Origin of the sequence: Streptomyces sp. NBC_00572, from assembly GCF_026341815.1 — a bacterium.
Lineage (GTDB): Bacteria > Actinomycetota > Actinomycetes > Streptomycetales > Streptomycetaceae > Streptomyces.
In genome coordinates this window covers 839,051-860,861 of record NZ_JAPENX010000001.1, presented here as the reverse complement: position 1 = coordinate 860,861, position 21,811 = coordinate 839,051, and the positions used below count along the sequence as shown (strand labels likewise).

19 protein-coding genes are annotated in these 21,811 nt (G+C 70.6%); 13 read left to right on the top strand and 6 right to left on the bottom strand.

Annotated elements, in window-relative coordinates:
• The first annotated feature begins 21 nt into the window (after positions 1 to 21).
• The 7 genes from OG514_RS03980 (at position 22) to OG514_RS03950 (ending at position 6,105) form a co-directional block, all read left to right on the top strand.
• Positions 22 to 825, top strand: coding sequence for a cell division protein FtsQ/DivIB (locus tag OG514_RS03980; RefSeq protein ID WP_266890855.1), 804 nt, complete (start codon positions 22 to 24; stop codon positions 823 to 825).
• Between the two features lie 278 nt (positions 826 to 1,103).
• On the top strand, positions 1,104 to 2,315 hold the full coding sequence (ftsZ, locus tag OG514_RS03975; protein WP_266890853.1) for a cell division protein FtsZ: 1,212 nt from the start codon (positions 1,104 to 1,106) through the stop codon (positions 2,313 to 2,315).
• Positions 2,312 to 3,088 (top strand): peptidoglycan editing factor PgeF, encoded by a 777-nt coding sequence (pgeF, locus tag OG514_RS03970; RefSeq protein WP_266890851.1) that lies wholly within the window; start codon positions 2,312 to 2,314, stop codon positions 3,086 to 3,088. Before ftsZ ends, pgeF begins: the two co-directional genes overlap by 4 nt.
• A complete protein-coding gene (locus OG514_RS03965) occupies positions 3,088 to 3,807 on the top strand; it encodes a YggS family pyridoxal phosphate-dependent enzyme (protein ID WP_266890849.1) in 720 nt (239 codons plus the stop codon). Before pgeF ends, OG514_RS03965 begins: the two co-directional genes overlap by 1 nt.
• Before the next feature lie 140 nt (positions 3,808 to 3,947).
• Positions 3,948 to 4,568: a cell division protein SepF gene (locus tag OG514_RS03960; protein WP_266890847.1), complete on the top strand. Its 621-nt coding sequence runs from the start codon at positions 3,948 to 3,950 to the stop codon at positions 4,566 to 4,568.
• A gap of 81 nt (positions 4,569 to 4,649) precedes the next feature.
• Positions 4,650 to 4,940 (top strand): YggT family protein, encoded by a 291-nt coding sequence (locus OG514_RS03955; protein WP_266890845.1) that lies wholly within the window; start codon positions 4,650 to 4,652, stop codon positions 4,938 to 4,940.
• A 55-nt stretch (positions 4,941 to 4,995) separates the two neighbouring features.
• Positions 4,996 to 6,105, top strand: coding sequence for a DivIVA domain-containing protein (locus tag OG514_RS03950; protein ID WP_266890843.1), 1,110 nt, complete (start codon positions 4,996 to 4,998; stop codon positions 6,103 to 6,105).
• A gap of 403 nt (positions 6,106 to 6,508) precedes the next feature.
• On the opposite strand, the gene ileS is transcribed toward OG514_RS03950, so the two are convergent.
• Positions 6,509 to 9,652, bottom strand: coding sequence for an isoleucine--tRNA ligase (ileS, locus tag OG514_RS03945; protein ID WP_266890841.1), 3,144 nt, complete (start codon positions 9,650 to 9,652; stop codon positions 6,509 to 6,511).
• Between the two features lie 539 nt (positions 9,653 to 10,191).
• On the opposite strand from ileS, the gene OG514_RS03940 reads away from it, so the two are divergent.
• The 6 genes from OG514_RS03940 (at position 10,192) to OG514_RS03915 (ending at position 15,562) form a co-directional block, all read left to right on the top strand.
• On the top strand, positions 10,192 to 11,025 hold the full coding sequence (locus OG514_RS03940) for a histone H1-like repetitive region-containing protein (RefSeq protein WP_266890839.1): 834 nt from the start codon (positions 10,192 to 10,194) through the stop codon (positions 11,023 to 11,025).
• 80 nt (positions 11,026 to 11,105) lie between these two features.
• Positions 11,106 to 11,729 carry a signal peptidase II gene (gene lspA / locus OG514_RS03935; RefSeq protein WP_266890837.1) on the top strand — a complete coding sequence of 208 codons (624 nt, stop codon included), beginning with the start codon at positions 11,106 to 11,108 and terminating at the stop codon, positions 11,727 to 11,729.
• A gap of 74 nt (positions 11,730 to 11,803) precedes the next feature.
• The gene (locus OG514_RS03930; RefSeq protein WP_266890835.1) at positions 11,804 to 12,745 is read left to right on the top strand and encodes an RluA family pseudouridine synthase; all 942 of its coding nucleotides are present in this window, start codon (positions 11,804 to 11,806) and stop codon (positions 12,743 to 12,745) included.
• Entirely contained in the window at positions 12,742 to 13,209 is a 468-nt protein-coding gene (locus tag OG514_RS03925) for a GNAT family N-acetyltransferase (RefSeq protein WP_266890833.1), read from the top strand. The genes OG514_RS03930 and OG514_RS03925 overlap by 4 nt, the downstream gene beginning before the upstream one ends.
• A 109-nt stretch (positions 13,210 to 13,318) precedes the next feature.
• Positions 13,319 to 14,905, top strand: coding sequence for a Na+/H+ antiporter (locus OG514_RS03920; RefSeq protein ID WP_266890831.1), 1,587 nt, complete (start codon positions 13,319 to 13,321; stop codon positions 14,903 to 14,905).
• Positions 14,906 to 14,992: 87 nt separating this feature from the next.
• On the top strand, positions 14,993 to 15,562 hold the full coding sequence (locus OG514_RS03915; RefSeq protein WP_266890829.1) for a dienelactone hydrolase family protein: 570 nt from the start codon (positions 14,993 to 14,995) through the stop codon (positions 15,560 to 15,562).
• 60 nt (positions 15,563 to 15,622) lie between these two features.
• Here the strand turns inward: OG514_RS03915 and OG514_RS03910 are convergent, their stop codons facing one another.
• The 5 genes from OG514_RS03910 to OG514_RS03890 form a co-directional block, all read right to left on the bottom strand.
• Positions 15,623 to 16,633: a zinc metalloprotease gene (locus OG514_RS03910; protein WP_266890827.1), complete on the bottom strand. Its 1,011-nt coding sequence runs from the start codon at positions 16,631 to 16,633 to the stop codon at positions 15,623 to 15,625.
• Positions 16,634 to 16,950: 317 nt separating this feature from the next.
• Entirely contained in the window at positions 16,951 to 18,600 is a 1,650-nt protein-coding gene (locus tag OG514_RS03905) for an alkaline phosphatase (RefSeq protein WP_266890826.1), read from the bottom strand.
• Between the two features lie 204 nt (positions 18,601 to 18,804).
• Positions 18,805 to 19,620 carry a thioredoxin domain-containing protein gene (locus OG514_RS03900; protein ID WP_266890824.1) on the bottom strand — a complete coding sequence of 272 codons (816 nt, stop codon included), beginning with the start codon at positions 19,618 to 19,620 and terminating at the stop codon, positions 18,805 to 18,807.
• A 63-nt stretch (positions 19,621 to 19,683) separates the two neighbouring features.
• A complete protein-coding gene (locus OG514_RS03895) occupies positions 19,684 to 20,370 on the bottom strand; it encodes a hypothetical protein (RefSeq protein ID WP_266890823.1) in 687 nt (228 codons plus the stop codon).
• Between the two features lie 70 nt (positions 20,371 to 20,440).
• Positions 20,441 to 21,766 (bottom strand): DUF2252 domain-containing protein, encoded by a 1,326-nt coding sequence (locus OG514_RS03890; RefSeq protein WP_266890822.1) that lies wholly within the window; start codon positions 21,764 to 21,766, stop codon positions 20,441 to 20,443.
• Positions 21,767 to 21,811: the final 45 nt, after the last annotated feature.

The following is a 21,811-nucleotide window of genomic DNA, read 5'->3' as shown; positions in this document are numbered from 1 at the left end:
GCTGAGGGCAGGAGGCGCCACGTGGCAGCCGGACCGACGACCGCCGAGAAGAGCGGCGCGAGCACATCGAAGGGGTCGTCGGAGGGTTCGTCCCGCACGGGCACCCGGAATCGCAAGTTCCGGGTGCCCGGTGCCAGGGTGCTCCTCGTCGGCCTCGGCGTTCTCCTGCTCGTGGCCGGCGTGTTCTGGGCGCTCTACGGCTCGTCCTGGTTCCGTGTGGAACATGTGAAGACTTCCGGTACGGGGGTCCTGACCCCGGGCGAGGTCGAGGCGGTCGCCGCCGTTCCCATGGGTGCCCCGCTCGTCAGCGTCGACATCGAGGCCATCGAGGCGCGGCTCCGCGAGGGGTTCCCGCGGATCGAGTCGGTGGACGTCGTGCGGTCCTGGCCGCACGGAATCGGGCTGAAAGTGACGGAACGGAAGCCCGTTCTCCTGATGGAAAAGGGCGGAAAGTTCATCGAAGTGGACGCGACCGGACTGCGGTTCGCCACCGTCGACACCGCCCCCCGAGGTGTTCCCCGACTCGTCCTCGACAGCGCCGACTCCCCGAGCCTGCGTCGCTTCGGCGCGGACCGGCTGCTCCAGGAGGCCGTCCGCATCCGGGGTGAACTCCCGGCGGAAATCGCCCGGAACACTCGTGTCGTACGCGTCACCTCGTACGACTCCGTCACTCTGGAGCTGACGAGGGGGCGCACCGTCTTCTGGGGCAGCGGCGAACACGGCCCGGTCAAGGCCCGGGTTCTCACCGCGCTGCTGAAGGCCACTCCCAAAGCGGGGCACTTCGATGTAAGTGCCCCCACGGCGCCCGCCTCGTCCGGGAGTTGACGGGTATCACCCCTGGCCAGCACCCTGGTTGGCCAGCGCTACGGGTGATCACATAGGGTGAAAAGAAAAACGGGAGGTTCGGCGTGTTCGTTGAACGTGCGCCACTTGTCGACTTAGTGTCCTGTTCGGAAGAGTCCAGCGAACAGAGACACTGGTAACCCTAAACTTCAACGTTAGGGTTCGGGTCGGCGTTTCGGACCGTCCCAATCGGCATCCGTCGGAGCGGCGCGACCAACCGCGCAGCGACGACACGTAACTCGAGGCGAGAGGCCTTCGACGTGGCAGCACCGCAGAACTACCTCGCAGTCATCAAGGTCATCGGTGTCGGCGGCGGTGGTGTCAATGCCATCAACCGAATGATCGAGGTCGGTCTCAAGGGCGTCGAGTTCATCGCGATCAACACCGACGCGCAAGCGCTGTTGATGAGCGACGCCGACGTCAAGCTCGACGTCGGCCGTGAACTCACCCGCGGCCTCGGGGCCGGGGCGAACCCGGCCGTCGGTCGCAAGGCGGCAGAGGACCACCGTGAGGAGATCGAGGAGGTCCTCAAGGGGGCCGACATGGTCTTCGTCACCGCCGGAGAAGGCGGCGGCACCGGCACCGGCGGCGCACCTGTCGTCGCCAACATCGCGCGCTCGCTCGGCGCCCTGACGATCGGTGTGGTCACCCGGCCGTTCACCTTCGAGGGTCGCCGTCGGGCCAACCAGGCGGAGGACGGCATCGCCGAACTCCGCGAAGAGGTCGACACCCTCATCGTCATCCCCAACGACCGGCTCCTGTCGATCTCGGACCGTCAGGTCTCCGTGCTCGACGCCTTCAAGTCGGCCGACCAGGTGCTGCTGAGCGGTGTCCAGGGCATCACCGACCTCATCACCACCCCGGGTCTGATCAACCTCGACTTCGCCGACGTCAAGTCGGTCATGTCCGAGGCCGGTTCGGCCCTGATGGGCATCGGCTCCGCCCGCGGCGACGACCGCGCGGTGGCGGCGGCGGAGATGGCGATCTCCTCGCCGCTCCTGGAAGCCTCCATCGACGGCGCCCGTGGCGTACTGCTCTCCATCTCCGGCGGCAGCGACCTCGGTCTCTTCGAGATCAACGAGGCCGCGCAGCTGGTGAGCGAGGCGGCCCACCCCGAGGCCAACATCATCTTCGGTGCCGTCATCGACGACGCCCTCGGCGACGAGGTCCGGGTCACCGTCATCGCGGCAGGCTTCGACGGCGGCCAGCCGCCGGCCCGCCGGGACAACATCATCGGATCGGTCTCCGCCAAGCGCGAGGAGCCGGCCCCGGCGCCCCGCCACGTCGAGACCTCCCGTCCGCTGGGCGGCCTCGGCACGGTCGCCCCGCGCGAGGAGCCGGTCCAGGTTCCGGTCGAGCCCGCCCCGGCGGTCAACGAGACCCCGCTGTCCGCGCCTCCGGTGGTCCCGCCGGCCCGTCCGTACGCGGACAGCCAGGCCGAAGAGCTGGACGTCCCGGACTTCCTGAAGTGATAGGACAGCGCTTCGACGCGAACGGCGCGCACTTCGCCTTCACCGACAGGTGGGGCGGGGTGAGCGCCGTTCCGTACGAGGAGCTCAATCTCGGCGGTGCGGTGGGGGACGACCCCGAAGCCGTACTGACCAACCGGGCGCTCGCGGCCGGCGCCCTCGGGCTCGACCCGGCCCGGGTGGTCTGGATGAACCAGGTCCACGGCGCGGACGTCGCCGAGGTCGACGGTCCGTGGGCCACCGACGCGATTCCGTCGGTGGACGCGCTCGTCACCTCCCGGCCGGGAGTCGGACTCGCGGTCCTCACCGCGGACTGCGTCCCGGTCCTCCTCGCGGATCCGGTCGCCGGAGTCGCGGCCGCCGCCCACGCGGGGCGTCCCGGGATGGTCGCCGGAGTCGTTCCCGCCGCTGTCGCGGCCATGATCGATCTCGGCGCCGACCCCGCCCGTATCGTCGCCCGCACCGGCCCCGCCGTCTGCGGGCGTTGCTACGAGGTTCCGGAAGCCATGCGGGCCGAGGTCGCGGAGACCGAACCCGCCGCCTGGGCCGAGACGAGCTGGGGCACCCCGGCCGTCGACGTGACCGCGGGAGTGCTGGCCCAGCTCGAACGGCTCGGCGTCACCGACCGGCAGGCCAGTACGGTCTGCACCCGGGAATCCGGTGACCACTACTCGTACCGCCGCGATCGCACCACGGGGCGACTCGCGGGATATGTCTGGTTGGACGCTGTATCCACCCCGGGGGCGACCCCCGGACCCCCGGCAGGAAAGAACTGATGACGGACCGCACGTCGGAACTCGCCGAGAATCTGGCCCGGGTGGAGGCGCGCATCGACGCCGCCTGTGCCGCGGCCGGGCGCGCGCGGGAAGAGGTGACGCTCATCGTGGTCACCAAGACCTACCCCGCGAGCGACGTGAGAATCCTCCACGGGCTCGGCGTCCGGAACGTCGCCGAGAACCGGGACCAGGACGCCGCACCCAAGGCGGCGGCCTGTGCCGACCTTGATCTGACCTGGCACTTCGTGGGTCAGTTGCAGACCAACAAGGTCAGATCTGTGGTGGGTTATGCCGATGTGGTGCAGTCTGTCGACCGCTTGAAGCTCGTTTCCTCTCTCTCCGCGGCCGCGGAGAAGGAGGGCCGCGAGCTCGGCTGTCTCCTCCAGGTCGCGCTCGACGCCGAGTCCGGCGAGCGGGGTGACCGCGGCGGCGTCGCGCCGGACGGCATCGAGGAGTTGGCGGCCGCGGTGGACGCTGCCCCCGGGCTGAGGCTCGACGGACTCATGACCGTCGCCCCGCTCTCCGGTCCGTACACGGGACGGCAACGCGCGGCTTTCGACCGGTTGATGGATTTGTCGACTGCCCTGCGCGCGACCCGTCCGGCTGCGAACATGGTGTCAGCAGGGATGAGTGCGGACCTCGAGGAGGCCGTCGCGGCCGGGGCGACACACGTACGCGTCGGTACGGCGGTACTCGGAGTCCGCCCGAAGCTCGGGTAACGTCGCGAAGCAAGTCGGACCACAGCAGAAAATATGGTCATTCCGCAGAACGGCGGGTTGACCCGTGGATCGCGGGCACTTGGTGACGCTGCGACATTTGGCCAATATGGCGATCCACCACAGAGCGGAGGACTCAGAGAATGGCCGGCGCGATGCGCAAGATGGCGGTCTACCTCGGCCTCGTGGAGGACGATGGGTACGACGGCCGGGGCTTCGACCCCGACGACGACTTCGAACCCGAGCTGGAGCCGGAGCCCGAGCGCGACCGGCGCCACACCCCTCCGCGGCAGATCGAGCGTGAGGAACCGGTGCGAGTGGTGCAGCCCCCGGCCCCCCGTGAACCGATGCCCCATTCTGTCCCGGTACTCGCCGAAAGCGGACGCCCGGCCCGAATTGCCCCCGTGGCATCCATCACACCCGAACGCCCGAGCATGGAGAAGAACGCACCGGTGATCATGCCCAAGGTCGTGTCCGAGCGGGAGCCCTACCGCATCACCACGCTGCACCCCCGGACCTACAACGAAGCCCGTACCATCGGGGAACACTTCCGTGAGGGCACCCCGGTGATCATGAATCTCACGGAGATGGACGACACGGACGCGAAGCGACTTGTCGACTTTGCCGCCGGACTCGTCTTCGGGCTCCATGGCAGCATTGAGCGCGTGACGCAGAAGGTGTTCCTGTTGTCGCCTGCTAACGTCGATGTCACGGCGGAGGACAAGGCCCGGATCGCAGAGGGCGGATTCTTCAACCAGAGCTGAGAACACGAGAACCGGACGGACCGGTCGCGAAGCGGCCGGAACAAGTGAGAGCACGTAAGTCAGGGGAGAGGGAAACGCGGGATGGGCGTCGCACTACAGGTGGTCTACATCGTGCTGATGTGCTTCCTCGTCCTCCTGATCGTCCGACTTGTCATGGACTACGTCTTCCAGTTCGCCCGTTCATGGCAACCCGGTAAGGCGATGGTGGTCGTCCTTGAGTCCACCTACACTGTCACCGATCCACCGCTCAAGCTTCTGCGGCGACTCATCCCGCCGTTGCGTCTCGGGGGCGTGGCACTCGACCTGTCCTTCTTCGTTCTGATGATCATTGTCTACATCCTGATCTCCATCGTGAGCAGCTTCGCGAGGTGAATGTGGACGATACGGTCTTGCCGACTGCCGACGACTACGTAGAGGTGAAGAAGAGATGTCGCTGACCCCCGAGGACGTGCGGAACAAGCAGTTCACGACCGTCCGCCTCCGAGAAGGCTATGACGAGGACGAGGTCGATGCCTTCCTTGACGAGGTCGAGGGCGAGCTGACCCGCCTGCTCCGCGAGAACGAGGACCTGCGCGCCAAGCTGGCCGCCGCGACGCGTGCCGCCGCGCAGAACCAGCAGCAGCAGGGGATGCGCAAGCCCCCGGAGCAGCAGGATCGTCCCGTCGGTCCCGGCGCGCCCGTGCCCGCCGCCATATCCGGACCGCCGGTCCAGCAGCAGCCGCCGCAGATGGGCCCGCCGCAGCTTCCGTCCGGTGCCCCGCAGCTGCCCGCCGGCCCGATGCAGGGTGGCCCCATGCAGGGCGGCCCGATGCAGGGTGGCCCCATGCAGGGCGGCCCCATGGGTCCCGGCCCGATGCAGGGCGGCCCCATGGGTCACCCGCAGCAGCAGATGCAGCAGCAGATGCCGCCGCAGATGCAGCAGCAGCCTGCCCAGGGTCCCGGTGGCGACAGTGCCGCGCGTGTCCTCTCGCTGGCCCAGCAGACCGCCGACCAGGCGATCGCCGAGGCCCGCTCCGAGGCCAACAAGATCGTCGGCGAGGCGCGCTCGCGCGCCGAGGGCCTGGAGCGGGACGCCCGTGCCAAGGCGGACGCTCTTGAGCGGGACGCGCAGGAGAAGCACCGCGTCGCGATGGGCTCCCTGGAGTCCGCCCGCGCCACGCTGGAGCGCAAGGTCGAGGACCTGCGCGGCTTCGAGCGCGAGTACCGCACGCGTCTGAAGTCGTACCTGGAGTCGCAGCTGCGTCAGCTGGAGACCCAGGCCGACGACTCGCTCGCCCCGCCGCGCACCCCGGCCGCGGCCTCGCTGCCGCCGGCCCCGTCGATGGCCTCGGCCGGCGCCGGTGCGCCGTCCTACGGTGGCAACGGCGGGATGGGTGGTGCACCGTCCATGGGCGGCGCCCCCTCCTACGGCGGCCAGCAGCAGATGTCCCCGGCGATGACCCAGCCGATGGCTCCGGTCCGCCCGCAGGCACCGCAGCCGATGCAGCAGGCGCCGGCGCCGATGCGTGGCTTCCTGATCGACGAGGACGACAACTGACGGCGCGAGGTCGCGCGATGAGCGCGTAGCCGTCGGCAGGCTAAAGGGCCGGGCCCCCGGATTTCCGGGGGCCCGGCCCTTTGCCGTGCCCCCGCCACCTGCCGCGCGTGCTGTGCGCCCTGCCCCCGCTGTCGTGGGGGCCCGCGCCCGGCTGGGCGCCCACCCCCGTGTGGGCACACGGGACGACGCGCCCGGCGGCGCCTCCGCCCCTTGTGCCTGGACCCGCACCCCCTGCGCGCCGTACCTGGGGTGCGGGTCAGGGAGGCCCACAGCGCGGTGGGGCGGAGGCCCACGGCGGCGGGCGGGGTGGGGGCGCTGGGCCGCCCCCCCCGGCCCACGACGGGGCGGGGGGATGGTGAAGGGCCCGGCACCGAGAGTGGTGCCGGGCCCTTCACCGTGTTGCTCAGGCCTTGCGGAGGCGGAACGTCAGGCCGAGGGGCTCGTCCGTGAACGCGGGGCCGTACGTGGTGTCGGCCTCGCCCTCCGTCCAGTCCGTCGCCAGGACCTCGTCCGCGATCAGCGCCGCGTGGGCCGTCAGGGCCTCCACCGTCTCCGGGGAGTCCGCCTGCCAGCGGAGGGCGATGCGGTCCGCCACGTCCAGGCCGCTGTTCTTGCGGGCCTCCTGGATCAGGCGGATCGCGTCACGGGCCAGGCCCGCCTTGCGGAGCTCCGGGGTGATCTCCAGGTCCAGGGCGACCGTCGCGCCCGCGTCCGAGGCGACCGACCAGCCTTCCCGGGGGGTCTCCGTGATGATGACCTCTTCGGGGGTGACGGTGATGTCCTCGCCGTTCACCGACAGGACCGCTTCGCCCGAGCGCAGGGCGAGCGACAGGGCCGCCGCGTCCGCCGCCGCGACCGCCTTCGCCACGTCCTGGACGCCCTTGCCGAAGCGCTTGCCCAGGGAGCGGAAGTTGGCCTTCGCGGTCGTGTCGACGAGGGAGCCGCCGACCTCCGACAGGGACGCCAGGGAGGAGACGTTCAGCTCCTCCGTGATCTGGGCCTGGAGCTCCGGGGAGAGGGCCGCGAAGCCCGTCGCCGCCACCAGCGCGCGGGAGAGCGGCTGGCGGGTCTTCACGCCCGACTCCGCGCGTGTCGCCCGGCCCAGCTCCACCAGGCGCCGGACCAGCAGCATCTGCTCCGAGAGCGTCTTGTCGATCGCCGTCGTGTCCGCCTCCGGCCACGTCGTCAGGTGGACCGACTCCGGGGCGTCCGGCGTCACCGGGACCACCAGGTCCTGCCAGACCCGCTCCGTGATGAAGGGGGTCAGCGGGGCCATCAGGCGCGTGATCGTCTCGACCACGTCGTGGAGGGTGCGCAGGGCCGCCTTGTCGCCCTGCCAGAAGCGGCGGCGCGAGCGGCGCACGTACCAGTTCGACAGGTCGTCGACGAACGACGAGAGCCGCTTGCCGGCCCGCTGCGTGTCGTACGACTCCATCGCCTCGGTGACCTCGGCCACCAGCGTGTGCAGCTCGGACAGGAGCCACTTGTCGAGGACCGGGCGGTCGGCCGGGGCCGGGTCCGCCGCGCTCGGCGCCCAGCCCGAGGTGCGGGCGTACAGCGCCTGGAAGGCCACCGTGTTCCAGTACGTCAGGAGGGTCTTGCGGACGACCTCCTGGATCGTGCCGTGGCCCACCCGGCGTGCCGCCCACGGCGAGCCGCCGGCCGCCATGAACCAGCGGACCGCGTCCGCGCCGTGCTGGTCCATCAGCGGGATCGGCTGGAGGGTGTTCCCCAGGTGCTTGGACATCTTGCGGCCGTCCTCGGCGAGGATGTGGCCCAGGCAGACCACGTTCTCGTAGGACGACTTGTCGAAGACCAGGGTGCCGACGGCCATGAGGGTGTAGAACCAGCCACGCGTCTGGTCGATGGCCTCGGAGATGAACTGCGCCGGGTAGCGGGACTCGAAGAGTTCCTTGTTCTCGTACGGGTAGCCGTACTGCGCGAACGGCATCGAGCCCGAGTCGTACCAGGCGTCGATGACCTCCGGGACGCGGGTGGTCTCCAGGGAGCAGCCCTCGGCGGTGCACTCGAACGTCACCGCGTCGATGTACGGGCGGTGCGGGTCGAGCTCCGACTGGTCGGTGCCCGTCAGCTCGGTCAGCTCGGCGCGCGAGCCCACGCACGTCAGGTGGCCGTCCTCGCAGCGCCAGATCGGCAGCGGGGTGCCCCAGTAGCGGTTCCGGGAGAGCGCCCAGTCGACGTTGTTGGTGAGCCAGTCGCCGAAGCGGCCGTGCTTGACGGACTCCGGGAACCAGTTCGTCCGCTCGTTCTCCGCCAGCATGCGGTCCTTGACCGCAGTCGTGCGGATGTACCAGGACGGCTGCGCGTAGTACAGCAGCGCCGTGTGGCAGCGCCAGCAGTGCGGGTAGCTGTGCTCGTACGCGATGTGCCGGAAGAGCAGTCCGCGCGCGTCCAGGTCGGCGGTGAGCGCCTCGTCGGCCTTCTTGAAGAAGACGCCGCCGACCAGCGGCACGTCCTCCTCGAAGGTGCCGTCGGGGCGGACCGGGTTCACGACCGGCAGGCCGTACGCCTTGCAGACCTTGAGGTCGTCCTCACCGAAGGCGGGGGACTGGTGGACCAGACCCGTACCGTCCTCGGTCGTCACGTACTCGGCGTTGACGACGTAGTGCGCCGGCTCGGGGAACTCCACCAGCTCGAAGGGGCGCTGGTAGGTCCAGCGCTCCATCTCCGCGCCCGTGAAGGACTCGCCCGTGGTGACCCAGCCCTCGCCGAGCGCCTTCTCGACCAGCGGCTGGGCGACGACGACCCGCTCGTCGCCGTCGGTGGCGACGACGTAGGTGACCTCGGGGTGGGCGGCGACCGCCGTGTTGGACACCAGGGTCCACGGGGTGGTCGTCCAGACCAGGAGCGCGGCCTTGCCGGCCAGCGGGCCGGAGGTCAGCGGGAAGCGGACGTAGACCGAGGGATCGACGACCGTCTCGTAGCCCTGCGCCAGCTCGTGGTCGGAGAGGCCGGTGCCGCAGCGGGGGCACCAGGGGGCGACGCGGTGGTCCTGGACCAGCAGGTCCTTGTCGAAGATCTGCTTCAGGGACCACCAGACCGACTCGATGTACGAGGGGTCCATCGTCCGGTACGCGTCGTCCAGGTCGACCCAGTAGCCCATGCGGGTCGTCAGGTCGGCGAACGCGTCGGTGTGCCGGGTCACCGAATCGCGGCACTTGTCGTTGAACGCGGCGATGCCGTATTCCTCGATGTCCTTCTTGCCGGAGAAGCCGAGCTCCTTCTCGACGGCGAGCTCGACCGGCAGGCCGTGGCAGTCCCAGCCCGCCTTGCGGGCCACGTGGTAGCCGCGCATGGTCCGGAAGCGGGGGAACACGTCCTTGAAGACGCGGGCCTCGATGTGGTGCGCGCCCGGCATGCCGTTGGCGGTCGGGGGGCCCTCGTAGAACACCCACTCGGGGCGTCCTTCGGACTGTTCGAGGGTCTTGGCGAAGACCTTGTTCTCGTGCCAGAAATCGAGCACGGCGTGCTCCATCGCGGGCAGGTCTACCTGGGCGGGCACCTGGCGGTACTGCGGCGGTGTCATCGAGTTCCTCCGGCGGACTGTCGTCGTTCCGTCGGAGGGACGAGAGCGCTGCTCCCGCGGTACCACCCTCCTTGGCCCCGGGCACACGCCCTGAGCCCCCTCATTGGGGTCGCGACGCCGGGTCTAGTCACCGCAGTGTCCTGCGGCTTTCTTCCGACGGCTCCGGGGTGATGCTTCACATCGGGCTCGCCCCCGGGCTCTCACCGTCCCCGGGTCGCTCATGGCTGCGTACGACGCTACTCGTCCCCATCCAAGCCTTTCGCTAGGCCCAGTGTACGGGCCCCGGGGCGGGGTGGCAGACCGGTTTTCCCGTGACCCGAATGGCCATACGGGGCGGTTCGGACTTGGTGTGCGGCCATGTGGGGGAGGGGTGGGAGCGATTACCCGGCGGGGAGCTGGGCACAACGGAGGCAGGCCTGCCCCGAGGGGTGCGGGGGCGGGTGGGAACGGCGGCGTGCCCCGTTGCCGCGGGCCTTGGGCCGATTTATCGTCCCAGCACGATTCGCGAGCAAGATCACAAAATGTGAAGGGGCCGCGACATGGTGGCGAAGAAGACCGCCGCGAAGAGGACCTCGGCCGCCGGTTCCACCGGTTCGGCCGAGGTCGCCAAGGACGTGGCCGGGAAGAAGACGACGGTCGCCGGGAAGCCGGTCGACCATCACACGGTCGCGAAGACCCCCCTGAAGAAGACCCCCGCCGAGAAGACCGTCGCGAAGAAGGCCGCCGTGAAGAAGACCGCTGGGAAGAAGGCGGTCGCCGACGCATCGGTCGCCGCGGAGCCGGACGCCGGGGGAACGGTCGCCCCGAAGGCCGCCGCCGGGAAGACGCCCGCCAAGAAGGCAGTGGCGAAGAAGGCGGCCGCCAAGAAGGCGCCCGCCGCGAAGAAGCAGACAGGAGCCAGGACGGTGGCAGCGAAGAAGACCGCGGGTGGCGTCACGACCGCCGGGGACGAGGCCGCCGTGCCTCCCGCCCGTACCGGCGAGCTCGCCGTGCGTCCCGGCGAGGACCCCTGGACCCCGGCCGAGGTCACCGAGGCCCGTAACGAGCTCCAGTCCGAGGTGCTGCGGCTCCGCAGCGAGCTGGCGCACTCCAAGGAGGAGCTCACCGGCCTCATGCGGGACTCGGGCGACGGCGCCGGGGACGACCAGGCCGACACCGGCACCAAGAACATCACGCGCGAGCACGAGCTGGCCCTCGCGGCCAACGCCCGGGAGATGCTGGAACAGACCGAGCACGCCCTGGAACGGCTCGACGCGGGCACGTACGGCCTCTGCGAGGTGTGCGGGAAGCCGATCGGCAAGGCGCGGATGCAGGCCTTCCCCCGGGCCACGCTCTGCGTCGAGGACAAGCAGCGACAGGAGCGGCGCGGCTGACGATCTCGGCTGCCGGTCTCGTACGCCTGTGCCGTACCCTCGGGGCACGGTCAGGCATCGAGGTCGAGGGATTCACTCACGTGGCAGAGGCGGAGCGCATCATCGGTACGCCGGATTCAGCAGGGGCCGAGGAGCCGGCCGCCTCCGACGAGACGGTGGCCGCCGACGGGTCGGCCGCGCCCGACGACGGTACGGCCGCTCCCGAGGAGCGGCCCCGGGGCAGGCGCAGGATCGTCGCCCTGTTCGTCGTGGCCGTCCTCGCCTACCTCCTCGACCTGGGCAGCAAGATGCTCGTGGTCGCCAAGCTGGAGGGCCACGAGCCGATCGAGGTGGTCGGCGATCTGCTGCGCTTCGACGCCATCCGGAACCCGGGTGCGGCGTTCGGCATGGGCGAGGCCTTCACGATCATCTTCACCTGCATCGCCGCCGCCGTGATCGCCGTGATCATCCGGCTGGCGCGGAAGCTCTACAGCCTGCCCTGGGCCATCGCGCTCGGGCTGCTGCTCGGCGGTGCGCTGGGCAACCTCACCGACCGGATCTTCCGCTCGCCGGGCGTCTTCGAGGGCGCGGTCGTCGACTTCATCGCCCCCGCGCACTTCGCCGTCTTCAACCTGGCCGACTCGGCGATCGTCTGCGGCGGCATCCTCATCGTGATCCTGTCGTTCCGGGGCCTGGACCCCGACGGCACCGTCCACAAGGACTGAATCCCGGGCGGGCCGGATCTCGCCGGAAGCCCTTGCCCGGACGGAGTACCTCCCGGGCAAGGCATACTCGACGAGTGAGTACGAGTCCCGAGATCCGCACGCTGCCCGTTCCCGATGGCCTGGAGGGCGAGCGCGTCGACGCCGCCATCGCCCGTATGTTCGGGTTCTCCCGTACGAAGGCGGCCGAGCTGGCCGCCGCAGGGAAGGTCCAGGTCGACGGCTCCGTCGTCGGCAAGTCCGAGCGGGTGAGCGGCGGCGCGTGGCTCGAGGTCGAGATGCCCGGCGCTGCCGCGCCCGTGCAGATCGTCGCCGAGCCCGTCGAGGGCATGGAGATCATCCATGACGACGACGACATCGTCGTGATCATGAAGCCGATCGGTGTCGCCGCGCATCCCAGCCCCGGCTGGACCGGCACCACGGTCATCGGCGGCCTCGCCGCCGCCGGGTACCGCATCTCCACCTCCGGCGCCGCCGAGCGCCAGGGCATCGTGCACCGCCTCGACGTCGGCACCTCCGGTCTGATGGTGGTCGCCAAGTCGGAGTACGCGTACACCTCGCTCAAGCGCCAGTTCAAGGAGCGCGTGGTCGACAAGCGCTACCACGCGCTGGTACAGGGCCACCCCGACCCGATGAGCGGCACCATCGACGCCCCCATCGGCCGACACCCGAACCACGACTACAAGTGGGCGGTCACCGCCGACGGCAAGGCCTCCGTCACGCACTACGACCTCATCGAGGCGTACCGCTCGGCCTCGCTGCTCGACATCAAGCTGGAGACGGGCCGCACCCACCAGATCCGGGTGCACATGTCCGCCCATCGGCACCCCTGCGTCGGCGACCTCACCTACGGCGCCGACCCGACGATCGCCAAGCGTCTCGGCCTGACCCGGCAGTGGCTGCACGCCGTCCGCCTCGGCTTCGAGCACCCGGGCGACGGCTCCTGGGTCGAGTTCGCCAGCACCTACCCCGAGGACCTCCAGAAGGCCCTGGACCGGATCGCGGCGGAGAGCCAGTGACCACCGCGTACAGCGTCCGTGAGGCGCTCGGCCCCGAGGACCGCGAGGCCTGCTTCGCGGTCCGCCGTGAGGTCTTCGTGGTGGAGCAGGGCGTTCCGCAGGAGCTGGAGTACGACACGTACGACGCGACCGCCGTGCACGTGCTCGCGGTGCGCGAGGACGGGCTGCCGCTGGGCACCGGCCGGCTTCTCTTCGGGGCGGACGCGGCCGGCAAGACCGGCGCCGACGTCTCGGTGGGCTCGCTCGGCCGGCTCGCGGTCTCCGAGGCCGCGCGCGGCCTCGGTGTCGGCGCGGCGCTCGTGCGGGGCATCGAGGACGTGGCGCGCGAGCGCGGTCTGACCGCCGTCGACCTGCACGCGCAGACCCACGCGCTCGGCTTCTACGAGCGGCTCGGCTACGAGGCGTACGGCCCCGAGTTCCCGGACGCGGACATGCCGCACCGGGCGATGAGGCGCTCGCTGTAGGACCTCCGCGCCACCGACGGCGTCCCCTGCCCCCTGTAGCACCCGCCGCGCACGGGTGCACACAGGGGGCAGTCGCTGTTAAAACGGACATACGTGGCAGGGTGTGGCCGTGGATCAATTGGCCCTGTTGTTCTTGCTGCTGCTCGGCGCTCTGCTCACCGTTCCCCTCGGCGACCGGCTCGGACTGCCCGCGCCCGTCCTGATGACCCTCATCGGGATCGCGCTGGCCCTCCTGCCCTTCGTGCCGAACGTCGAGGTCCCGCCGGAGTTCATCCTCCCGCTGGTGCTGCCGCCGCTCCTCTACGCTTCCGTGCAGCGCACCTCCTGGCGTCAGTTCGCGGCCAACAAGCGGCCGATCTTCCTGCTCGCGGTCGCCCTGGTGTTCGTCACCACGGCCGCCGTGGGCGCGGTCGCGCACGCGCTCGTGCCCGGTCTTCCGCTGGCCGCCGCGATCGCGCTGGGTGCCCTCGTCGCACCGCCCGACCCGGTCGCGGCGACCGCCGTCGCCGGCTCCCTCGGGCTGCCGCGGCGGCTCGTGTCGATCCTGGAGGGTGAGGGGCTCTTCAACGACGTGACCGCGATCGTGCTCTACCACGTGGCCATCGCCGCGGCCGTCAGCGGCTCCTTCTCCTGGCCCGAGGCGGTCGGCCAGCTCTTCCTCTCCGCCGTGGTCGCCCTGGTCCTCGGCCTGGCGCTCGGCTGGTTCGCCAACAAGCTCATCGGGTTCCTGGGCGACGCCACCCTGCAGACCGGCCTCACCCTCCTCGTGCCCTTCGTGAGCTACGTCCTCGCCGAGGAGCTGCACGGCTCGGGCGTCCTCGCCGTCCTGGTCACGGCCCTCTTCCTCGCCGAGCACGCGGCCGACGCCGACGACGTCATGGGCCGCCTCGCCGGCCAGACCTTCTGGCAGATCGTCGACACCCTCGTCACCGGCATCGCCTTCGGTCTCATCGGCCTCGAACTCGTGCATGTCTTCGGGGTGGCCGAGGGGCGCGGCTGGCAGATGCTCGACTGGGGCGCCGCCGTCGTCGGGGTGGTCGTCGGCGTCCGGCTGCTGTGGCTGCTGCCGGCCACCTGGCTCGCGAAACGGCTGCACACCCGCCGGGATGTCGACGAGGAGATCCCGACGAGCTGGCGGGAGACCATCGTCATGTGGTGGGCGGGGATGCGCGGCGTGGCCTCGGTGGCGCTCGCGCTCGCCATCCCGCTCCGGACCGACGACGGCTCGCCCTTCCCCGGCCGCGACGAGATCGTCTTCATCGCCTTCTGCGTGATCATCGCCACTCTCGTCTTCCAGGGCCTCACCCTGCCCTGGCTGGTGAAGCGGCTCGGCGTGCGGGCCGACGCGGACGCGGAGCGGGCCCTTGAGCGGGATCTCGCCATCCGCGCCGCGAAGGCCGCCAGGCGCAGGCTCAAGGAGATCGAGGAGGTCGAGGAGCTGCCCGAGGAGGTCCAGGAGCGCCTGCTGCGCGGGGCGTACGACATCGGGGCGCGGATCAGTCCGGACATGGTCGACGAGGAGCGGCGGGCCGCGTTCGTCGAGCGGACGAAGCGGTTCAAGGCGGTGCAGCGGATCCAGCGGGAGCTGATGTCGGCCGCCCGGCACGAGGTGCTCTCGGCCCGCAGCGAGCCGGGTGCCGATCCGGAGGTGGTGGACCGGGTGCTGCGGCATCTGGACGTGCGCAGCATGCGGTGAGGGGGCGGGCGGCGTCAGGTGGGGAGGTGGTCGACGCGGCGGGCGGTGGGGCCGGAGTCCCGTGGGCCGGGTGGCAGGATGGGACGCATGGACATCATGCTCTTCCACTCGGCCTACGGGCTGACCCCTTCCGTCGAGGCCGCTGCCGAGCGGCTCCGTGCCGCCGGGCACCAGGTCTGGACCCCGGACCTCTACGGGGGCCGGACGGTCGGGACGGTCGAGGAGGGTGTGGCGCTCCGGGACGAGATCGGCAAGGACGAGCTGCTGAAGCGGGCGGTGCTCGCCGCCGCCCCGTACTCCGAGCGCGGCCTGGTCTACATGGGTCTCTCCCTCGGGGCCTCGATCGCGCAGACGCTGGCGCTCGGGGACGAGAAGGCGCGCGGGCTGCTGCTCTTCCACGGCACCTCGGACCTCGCGGAGACCGCCTCGGTGGACGAGCTGCCCGTGCAGCTGCACGTGGCCGATCCCGACCCGTTCGAGACGCACGACTGGCTGTCCTCCTGGTACCTCCAGATGCGCAAGGCCGGGGCGGACGTGGAGATCTACCGCTACCCGGGCGCGGGGCACGTGTACACGGACCCGGAGCTGCCCGACTGGGACGAGGAGGCGGCCGAGCGGACCTGGTCGGTGGCGCTGGGCTTCGTCGAGGGGCTGTAGGAACGGGGTGTGGCCCCCGGGGAGTTCCCCGGGGGCCACACCTGTGTCTCGGACGTTCCGTCAGCCGCGGTACGCCGTCCAGTAGTCGTTCATCCGGGTCACCTGGCCGGAAGTGAACTGGTACATGCAGGCGTCGTACGTGTAGTCCATGAAGTTGTGGATCGGGTCCACACCGGCCTTGGAGGCGCAGGAGTCACGGCCGGTCGGGCACTCGTAGGCGGGGCTCTTCTCGGCCGGGGTGTCGGCCACGGAGTCGCCGGCGCCGTTACAGCCGCCCTGGAAGGTGTGGTAGAGACCCATCCAGTGGCCGACCTCGTGGGTCGCGGTGTCGCCCTGGTTGTAGTTGGCCGCGGAACCGCCCGGGAGCGAGGCGTCGAGGACGACGACACCGTCCATGGACGGCTGCGAGGCGTACGAGGACGGGAAGGTCGCCCAGCCGAGGAGGCCGCCGCCCAGGTTGGCGGTGTAGAAGTTCAGCGCGCCCGCGCCGCCCTTGCGGAGGGTCTGCTTCATCTGCTTCTCGGCGGTGGAGCCGGAGGACAGGTTGTACCAGGACGCGTTGTCCGTGTAGTCGGTCGCGGCAAGGGTGAACTGGAAGTTGGTGTTCACATTGCCGGTGCCCTGGCCCGCGTAGGCCGCGTTCAGGACGTTCATCTGGTTGGTGATCGCCGTCGCGGAGAGCTTGCCCGTCGTACCGGAGTGGATGACGTGGAAGTAGACGGGGATGTTCACCACCGCGGCGGCGCCGGACTCGGCGGAGGCGCTGAGGCGACCCTCGGAACGGGCCGCGGACAGCTTCTTCTTGAAGTCGGCGTCCATGGCCGCGGCCTTGGCGGCCGTGACCTCGTTCGGCTCGGCGGCGTGGCTGTCGGCGCCGCGCGCCTTACGGGCGCCGGAGAGGGCGCCGGCGTCGTCCGCGCACTCCTCGACGGAGGCGCCGGCCAGGGTGGCGGTGGTGGTGCCGCTCGCGACCGGGGCGGAGAGCGGGGCAAGGGCCAGGGTTCCGGCCATGACAGCCGTACCGAGCATCCGACGTGACATACGCGGGGATATACGGGCAAGAGCACGCATGGTGACTCCTCGTGGGGGGTGGGGGGAGGAACTTCCTCCGCCACGCCGGGGAGATTACGCGTCCATGTCAGCCACTGTTGAGGAGTGATCAAGCCCAATCATTCGTGGGGCAATTCGGGTCATCGGGAAGAAATTCTTGCGCCGATTCCGGGGTTTGAGACGCCGACGTAACAGTCGGGGTGACGGAGGCGGGTGGTGTGTCCGGATTCGATCTACAAATCCGGCCACCCGCCGTAGCGATGTGATCTCCCGTTAACAGAAGAGATCATGGCTGAAAATCGTCGTTAGAGCGTCAACTCGGTGTCGCAGGGGAACTTTCAGCGCACCGGCTGGTACACCCGCTCGACACGCTGCGTTCCGCTCAGCGTCCGGTAGGAGCGCGCCCAGGCCGTCGTCGCGTCCGGGTCCGTCTTGTCGGAGACCGTGTAGTAGTCCATCTGCGAGCGCTCGGCGGTCACGTCCAGCACCCCGTAGCCGTGGTGGTCCATGTCCACCCACTTCACATGCCGGTTGGCGGCCTTGACGGCTCCGGCGGCCACCACCGAGAGCGTCCCCGGGGCCACGTGCAGCATGTCGTCCAGGTTGTCCGAGGTCACCGAGGTGACCACGAACTCGGTCGCGGCGGACGCCGAGAACGGATAGGTGGCCGCCTTCACCGGCACGTCGTTGGCCCAGGCCATGTGGATGTCGCCGGTCAGGAAGACCGTGTTGCGGATCGCCCGCGAGGTGAGGTGCGCGAGCAGCTCCTTGCGGTCGTCCGTGTACCCGTCCCACTGGTCGACGTTGACCGCGAGCCCCTCCTTCGGCAGGCCCATCAGCTCGGCGAGCGGCTCCAGGAGGTGGGCGGGCAGGGCCCCGAAGGCGACCGGCGAAATCATCACCGAGGTGCCGACCAGCTGCCAGGTCGCGTCCGAGCCCGCGAGCCCGGACTTGAGCCAGTCGAGCTGGGCGCGGCCCGTGATGCTCCGCTCCGGGTCGTCGACCGAACCGCTGCCCGTCTTCGCCGGGGCGGAGCGGAAGGAGCGCAGGTCGAGCAGGTGCAGATCGGCCAGCTTGCCGAAGCGCAGCCGCCGGAAGACCGTGCCCTCGGTGGAGGTGCGGACCGGCATCCACTCGAAATAGGCCTGCTTGGCGGCGGCGACCCGGGCCGCCCAGTCGCCCTCGGCGCCCGGGGTGTGGTTCTCTGCCCCGCCCGACCAGGCGTCGTTGGCGAACTCGTGGTCGTCCCAGATGGCGACGACCGGGTGGGCCGCGTGCAGCGCCTGGAGGTCGGCGTCCGTCTTGTAGTGGCCGTGCCGGGTGCGGTAGTCGGCGAGCGAGACGATCTCGTGGCGCGGCTCGTGCTGCCGGACCGTGTACTTCGCCTCGGGGTAGGTGCCGCTGCCGTACTCGTAGACGTAGTCGCCGAGGTGGAGGATCGCGTCCAGGTCGGCGCGGGAGGCGAGGTGGCGGTACGCCGAGAAGTGGCCGGCCTCCCAGTTGGCGCAGGAGACCACGCCGAAGCGGACACCGGGCGCGGCGGCATCGGCGGCCGGAGCCGTACGGGTGCGTGCGGTGGGGGAGACGGTGGAGCCCGCGGTGAAGCGGAACCAGTAGGCGGTGGCCGGGCGCAGGCCCCGGACGTCGGCCTTCACCGTGTGGTCGGAACCGGCGCTCGCGGTGGTCGTGCCGGAGGCCACGACCCGCGCGAAGGCGCGGTCCTCGGCGAGCTCCCAGCCGACCTGGAGGTCCGGGCCGAGGCCGGAACCGGGCACGGCTTCGGGGGTGGGGGTGACGCGCGTCCAGAGCAGGACGCCGTCGGGCAGCGGGTCGCCGGAGGCGACGCCGTGGAGGAACGCGGGTGCCCCGGGGGCCGCGTGGGCCGTGGAGGCCGCGCCGAGAAGGGCGGGCGCGGCGACGGCGGTGACGGCGGCGGCCTTGACGACCGTGCGCCGACTGGGGGCAGGAGATATGAAACGACTGGTCACAGGCAGTCAGATTACTGGCGGGTACGGCGGGTTGGGAGCCTCTTACCCGAAGTTCGTCGGACCTTTGCCCCGAGGTCGCGACGGATCCTCGTACGAGCCCCTTCCCGGCGCGGGGCCACCGGGCCCCGGATGCTGCCCTTCGGCCCCTGACCCGCCGCCGTGGGGCGGCCGGGCCAGGGGGCGGCGAAGGCGGGTACCCGGCCGTCAGCCCTTCAGGGCCGTGTCGATCGCCGTGGTGAACTCGGCCGGCGTCATCGGCGGGTTGTCGGAGCCCGCCACCGTCACCGGCTTGCCGTCCATCTTCAGGGTCGGGGTGCCGGTCACACCGCTCTCGTCGAAGGCCTTCGACATCTTCATCGCCCAGGCGTCGAACGTGCCGTTCTCGACGTTCTTCTTGAACTCGGCGTTGCCCTTGAGGGCCGGTACCGAGTCCGCCACCTTCAGCAGGTAGGAGTCCTTGGCGAACTTGTCGTCGTTCTCCTCGGGGTGGAAGTCCGCCGAGTACAGCGCTCCCTTGTACTTCAGGAAGGCGTCGGGGCTCACGTTCAGGGCGGCGCCGAGTGCCGAGAGGGCGTTCTTCGAGCCCTCGCCCGTGGCGGCGTCGTCGATGAAGGTGGCACCGACATACTTGATCTTGTACTTGCCGGCCTCGACGTCCTTCTCGACCGTGGAGCCCACGGACTGCTCGAAGGTCGCGCAGACCGGGCAGCGCGAGTCCTCGTACAGCTCCAGGGTCTTCTTCGCGGACGACTTGCCGACGACGACGGTCGTGCCGTTCGTGCCCGTGGTGTTCTTCGGGGCGGTCACGGTGGTCGCCTTCGCCGCTTCCTCCCACTGGGAGGGCTTGTTCGACTGGACCACGGCGTAGCCGATGCCGCCGGCGGCGGCCAGGACGGCCACGGCCGAGACGCCGACGACGAGCTGGCGGCGCGCCCGGTCCTTCTTCGCCTGGTGCTCGCGCTCGACGCGCAGACGCTCGCGGGCGGCAGCCTTGTTGGCCTGGTTGTTGCGTGCACTCATGATCGTGATCTCCGTGGGAGTGAGGAGGAAAGGGGGAACCGCGTGCCTGTGTGCTTGCGCTGCTCAGACGAGAGCGAAGCTCGGGCACGGCGGTCCACGCCGTCCCACGGAGTGCGTGAGGAGCCGGTTGCGGGAGGCCCGGGGCCGTCCCGCGGGCCGCCCGGCGCGCCGCGGCGCCGGACCACCGGTACGGAAGAAGGCCGCCACCAGGAGCAGCGGCCGGAACGCGAAGGCCGACACCGCGCCGAGCAGCCGGGCGAGCGCCCGCTCCCCGCCGCGCAGCCAGACCGCCGCGAAGAGCCCGACGCCCACATGCGCCAGGAGCAGCAGCCAGGGCAGCGCCGGGTCGGGGGAGTCGAGCAGGGCGGCCGCGGTGCCGCTCTCGGGGGCCGCCACGCCGGGCAGCGGGCTTCCCACGGCGCCGCCGCAGAACACGTCCACGCCCACCGCGCGCAGCGAACCGGCGACCGGCCCGCCGGCGGCGCCGTAACAGATCACCTGGCCGCTGGTGAAGAGCGTGTCGGCCGCCAGCTCCAGCGGGACGAGGAGACCGGCGATCGGGCCGAGGCCCCGCTCGCGGCCGGCCAGGGCGTACGCCACGGCGAAGACGCCGACCGCGACGGGGGCGACCGTCCCGAGCGGCAGCGGCACGCGGGAGAGCAGCACGTGGGACGCCACGGACAGCGTCACGACCAGTGCCGTGAAGAACGCCGCCCGCAGCGCCCTCAGCTGCGTCCCTGCCATGTCCATCGTCGGCGAGTCTCCCATGCCGGTCCGTAAGACGTCCTTAAAGGAAGTCTGTGGACGGTCCCGGCGGTCCCTACAGGCCCGGGATCCGGCCGTTGCGGAAGAGGTCCACGAAGATCTGGTGGTCGGCCCGCGCGCGTGCCCCGTACGCGTGGGCGAAGTCCACCAGGAGGTCCGCGAAGCCCTCCTCGTCGGCGGCGATCGCCGCGTCGATGGCCCGCTCCGTCGAGAACGGCACCAGCGAGTGCCCGCTGGATTCGTCCGCCGCCGCGTGCATGGTCGCCGTCGCCCGGCCCAGGTCGGCGACGGTGGCCGCGATGTCCTGGGGGTCGTCGATGTCCGACCAGTCCAGGTCCACCGCGTACGGCGAGACCTCCGCGACCAGCTGCCCGGCGCCGTCCAGCTCCGTCCAGCCCAGCCACGGGTCGGCGTGCGCCTGGAGCGCCCGCTGCGAGATCACGGTGCGGTGGCCCTCGTGCCGGAAGTACTCCCGTACCGCCGCGTCCGTCACATGGCGGGAGACCGCCGGGGTCTGCGCCTGCTTGAGGTAGATCACGACGTCGTTCTCCAGGGCGTCGCTGTTGCCCTCCAGAAGGATGTTGTACGAGGGGAGGCCGGCCGATCCGATGCCGATGCCGCGCCGCCCGACGACGTCCTTGACCCGGTACGAGTCGGGGCGGGACAGGCTGGACTCCGGCAGGGTCTCCAGGTAGCCGTCGAAGGCGGCCAGGACCTTGTACCGGGCGGCCGCGTCCAGCTCGATCGCGCCGCCGCCCGCGGAGAAGCGGCGCTCGAAGTCCCGGATCTCCGTCATCGACTCCAGGAGCCCGAAGCGGGTCATGGAGCGGGCGTCGCGCAGCGCGTCGAGCAGCGCGCCCTCGGCCGTGTCCAGCGTGAACGGGGGCAGGTCGTCGTTCTTCGCGCCGGTCGCGAGGGCGTGGATCCGCTCCCGGTAGGCCGCGGCGCAGATCCGGACCAGGTGGGTGATCTGCTCGTCGCTCAGCGCCTTCGCGTAGCCGATGAGGGCGAGCGAGGCCGCGAGCCGCTTGAGGTCCCAGGTGAAGGGGCCGACGTACGCCTCGTCGAAGTCGTTGACGTTGAAGATCAGCCGTCCGTTGGCGTCCATGTACGTGCCGAAGTTCTCGGCGTGCAGATCGCCGTGGATCCAGACCCGGCCGGTCCGCTCGTCCAGGTAGGGGCCGCCGTGGGCCTCCCGCTCCAGGTCCGCGTAGAACAGGCAGGCAGTGCCCCGGTAGAAGGCGAAGGCGGAGCCGGCCATCTTCCGGAACTTGACGCGGAAGGCCGCGGGGTCGGCGGCGAGGAGCTCGCCGAAGGCGGTGTCGAAGACGGCGAGAATGTGCTCACCGCGCTCTGTGGCGGTGGGCTGGGGGACCGACATCGAGGTGCCTCCTGGTACCGGACGTTCTGCAAGACTGTTCATGAC